Below are 3592 nucleotides of genomic sequence, written 5' to 3' on the forward strand. Positions count from 1 at the left end.
GGGGTAGACATTGTGGGAGCTTTCAATTCCTATCTCAGGCCAGCTTTTCCATGCGGGCGTAAACGAGTGGTTAATGGTTCGGAACTTGCGTTCCGAGATTTTTAGATGGTTGCTATTTGGTCGATTTAAACGTCGTCACGGTTCAGTCCTATAGCAGCCGGGGCCGGCGTGATGACGGCGATAAGCGGCATTATCTGGGCATTTCCAAGCCTTTGTGCCGCAGCTGATATTTCGCCGCAGGGATCCGGATCAAAACAAGTTGCTTGGAATTCCACCCTCAAGGAGAAATGTTTCACCTTTTTTCAGAACCCGTTCACTTAAGCCTTATCCCGTCCTATACTGGAACAGACAGCCTCAAATACAAATTCAACTGTGACTTCAAAGAGATGAGGTAAAATCATGACACTTCCGATTGGCGCGACCGCACCGGACTTCGAAGCCCAGACCACTGAGGGCAAGATCAAGTTCCACGACTGGATCGGCAACAGCTGGACCCTGCTGTTCTCCCATCCGAAGGACTTCACCCCGGTCTGCACGACCGAGCTCGGCGCGCTCGCCAAGCTGAAACCGGAATTCGACAAGCGCGGCATCAAGCTGATCGGCCTTTCGGTCGATCCCGCGGATCGCCACGCCAAATGGGCCGAGGATATCCTGGAGACGCAGGGGGCGGCCCCGAACTATCCGCTGATCGCCGACACCGACTTCAACGTCTCCAAGCTCTATGAGATGCTGCCTGCCTCGACGTCCGGCGACCCCCTCACCCGCACGCCGGCGGACAACCAAACGGTCCGCAACGTCTTCATCATCGGCCCCGACAAGAAGATTAAGCTGGTGCTGGTCTATCCGATGACCACGGGTCGGAACTTCCAGGAGATCCTGCGCGTCATCGACTCGCTGCAACTCACCGCCAAGCACCGCGTCGCCACCCCTGCCGACTGGAAGCAGGGCGAGGACGTGATCATCGCAGGCTCGGTCAGCAACGACGAGGCCAAGACGATCTATCCGCAGGGCTGGAAAGAACCGAAGCCCTACATCCGCATCGTGCCGCAGCCGAAGTAACGGCCGGCACGCAGCGTCCGGGTGGCCCGCGCACAGCCTGTTATCGTCTGGTTTCGTGACGATCTGCGGCTGTCGGATCACCCGGCCCTCTACGAAGCAGCCAGCCGCGGCGCACCCGTGGTTGGTCTCTATGTCCGCGACGACGAAAGCCGTGCCCTGAAACCTCCAGCCGCACGCTCCCTTGGGGGCGCGACGCGCTGGTGGCTGGCGCAATCGCTGCGCGCACTGGGCAAGAGCCTCAAGGCGATCGGCGGCACGCTGGTGCTGCGCACAGGACCGGCCGCCTCCGTGATCGCCACACTGGCGCGCGAAATCAACGCGGGCGCCGTGTTCTGGAACGACATCGCGCAGGCACCGCATCAGGCGATCGCCGCAGACCTCGAATCCGCGCTCGCAACTGACGGCATCGCTTGGCGGATTTTTCCCGGCGACCTGCTCGTCGATCCCAAGGCGATCCGCAACAAGGACAACCGGGCCTTGCGCGTGTTCACGCCGTTCTGGCGGCGCGTCCAAGGCCTCGGCGATCCGCCAAAGCCGTTGCCGGCGCCGAAGAAGCTTACATCCATCCGCGGCATCGCGAGCGACCCCCTCGGCGATTGGAAGCTCGAGCCTGACAGGCCGGATTGGGCCGGCGGCCTGCGCGAGACCCGGACACCGGGTGAAGCCGCGGCGCAGGCGCAGCTGAAGCGATTCCTCGATGAGGGGATCAGCGGCTACACCGGCGACCGCGACCGGCCCGACCGCGACGGCACCTCGCGCCTGTCGCCGCATCTGCGCTTCGGCGAGATCAGCCCGCGGCAGGTCTGGCATGCGGCACGCTTCGCCGCCGCCGAAGACTCGCGCCTTGCCGGCGACATCGACAAGTTCCTCAGCGAGCTCGGCTGGCACGAATTCTGCCGCCATCTGCTGTTCGACATCCCCGACCTGGCGCAGCGCAACCTGCAGGAGCACTTCAATGCCTTCCCGTGGAAGCGCGACGCCCGCGCGCTGGAGGCCTGGCAGCGCGGACTCACCGGCTATCCGATCGTCGATGCCGGCATGCGCGAGCTCTGGCACAGCGGCTTGATGCACAACCGGGTGCGGATGGTGGCGGCCTCGTTCCTGGTCAAGCACCTCTTGATCGACTGGCGCACGGGCGAACAATGGTTCTGGGATACGCTGGTCGATGCCGATGCCGGCTCCAACCCGGCGAACTGGCAATGGGTCGCGGGCTGCGGCGCCGATGCCGCGCCCTATTTCCGCGTCTTCAATCCGGTCCTGCAGGGCGAGAAATTCGATCCTGACGGCGGCTATGTCAGGCGCTGGGTGCCGGAGCTCGCGCAGCTCTCCAACGACCTGATCCATCACCCCTGGTCAGCAACACCGATCGAGCTGGCGAGCGCCGGCATCGAACTCGGCAAGACCTACCCGCCGCCGATCGTCGATCACAAAGAGGGCCGCGAACGCGCGCTCGCGGCCTATGCCAAGATCCGCGGCAAGAATTAAGCGCGGCGATTGACCAGCAGCACCGCCGCGGCGCAGGCGGCCATGCCGGCGATGGCGACATGATCCAGCCGCTCGTCGAACAGGATGTAGGCCATCAGCGCGGTCACCGCCGGCACCAGATAGAACAGGCTCGCGACCGAGGTCGCGGCATGGTGACGGATCAGCCAGTACAACAGCCCGATCGAGCCGATCGACAGCGCGAACACCAGCCAGGCCAGCGCCAGCACGAACTCGCCGGTCCAATGCACGACATTGGTCTCGAACACAAAGGCGCCGATGCCGAAGAAGATCGTCACCGCGACGTACTGCACCAGATTGCCGGCGCGCCAGTCGATCCGGTTGCAATAGCGCCGTTGATAGAGCGTGCCCAGCGTAATGCTGATTAGCGAGACGCCGGAGGCGAGCCAGCCCCACCCCGCCTCGCCCGTCATCGGCCGGTTGTGCAGGATCAAGACGACGCCGGCGAGGCCGAGCACCAGCCCGCCCCATTGCACCGGCGTGACGCGCTCGCCCAGCCAGCGGTTGGCAATGGTCGAGGTCAGGATCGGCTGCAGGCCCGGGATCAAGGCCGACAGCCCGGCCGGAACCGAATGCGCGATCGCAATCGCGGTGCCGCCGAGATAGAAGCCGTGCACCAGGATGCCGGCGACCGCGCTGTGGAAGATGCCTGTCCGGTCCGGCCAGTTCGGCCGCGCGATCGCGGCGATGACCGCCATCACCACAACCACGAACGCCATCCGGATCGCCAGATAGGTCAGCGGCTCCGCATTGTTGATGACGTATTTGGTGCCGATGAATCCGGTGCTCCACAGCACCACAAAGATCGCCGGCGCCAGACGAGCGGCAGTTTCCTCGAAGCTCTTGTTCATTGCAGGCCGTCATTGCCTGAAGATGAGGCGGCCAGCAATCGCGAATTTAACGAGGGTGGCGGGCGAGCCCGCGGCTGTAAGCAGGTGGCGCCTCACCCACAGTGTCGTCCCTGCGAAAGTGTTTGGTCCCGTTTGATTGGCAAGGGCCTGGATTGGCGTCTTGTAGCCGAGGCATTTGA

Annotated in this window: 3 protein-coding genes; 2 read left to right on the top strand and 1 reads right to left on the bottom strand. The window is 63.7% G+C overall.

Annotated features, from left to right (window positions below):
- Positions 1 to 399: 399 nt before the first annotated feature.
- Both PMN64_RS42430 and PMN64_RS42435 read left to right on the top strand, forming a co-directional pair.
- The gene (locus PMN64_RS42430) at positions 400 to 1059 is read left to right on the top strand and encodes a peroxiredoxin (protein WP_016844449.1); all 660 of its coding nucleotides are present in this window, start codon (positions 400 to 402) and stop codon (positions 1057 to 1059) included.
- 21 nt (positions 1060 to 1080) lie between these two features.
- Positions 1081 to 2544 carry a cryptochrome/photolyase family protein gene (locus tag PMN64_RS42435; RefSeq protein WP_411785057.1) on the top strand — a complete coding sequence of 488 codons (1464 nt, stop codon included), beginning with the start codon at positions 1081 to 1083 and terminating at the stop codon, positions 2542 to 2544.
- Here PMN64_RS42435 and PMN64_RS42440 read toward each other — a convergent pair.
- Positions 2541 to 3413, bottom strand: a complete 873-nt coding sequence (locus tag PMN64_RS42440; RefSeq protein ID WP_411785058.1) for a DMT family transporter — start codon at positions 3411 to 3413, stop codon at positions 2541 to 2543. The two genes, PMN64_RS42435 and PMN64_RS42440, sit on opposite strands and share 4 nt — an antisense overlap.
- Positions 3414 to 3592 lie beyond the last annotated feature (179 nt).

It is taken from the genome of Bradyrhizobium sp. UFLA01-814 (assembly GCF_046718885.1).
Lineage (GTDB): Bacteria > Pseudomonadota > Alphaproteobacteria > Rhizobiales > Xanthobacteraceae > Bradyrhizobium > Bradyrhizobium elkanii.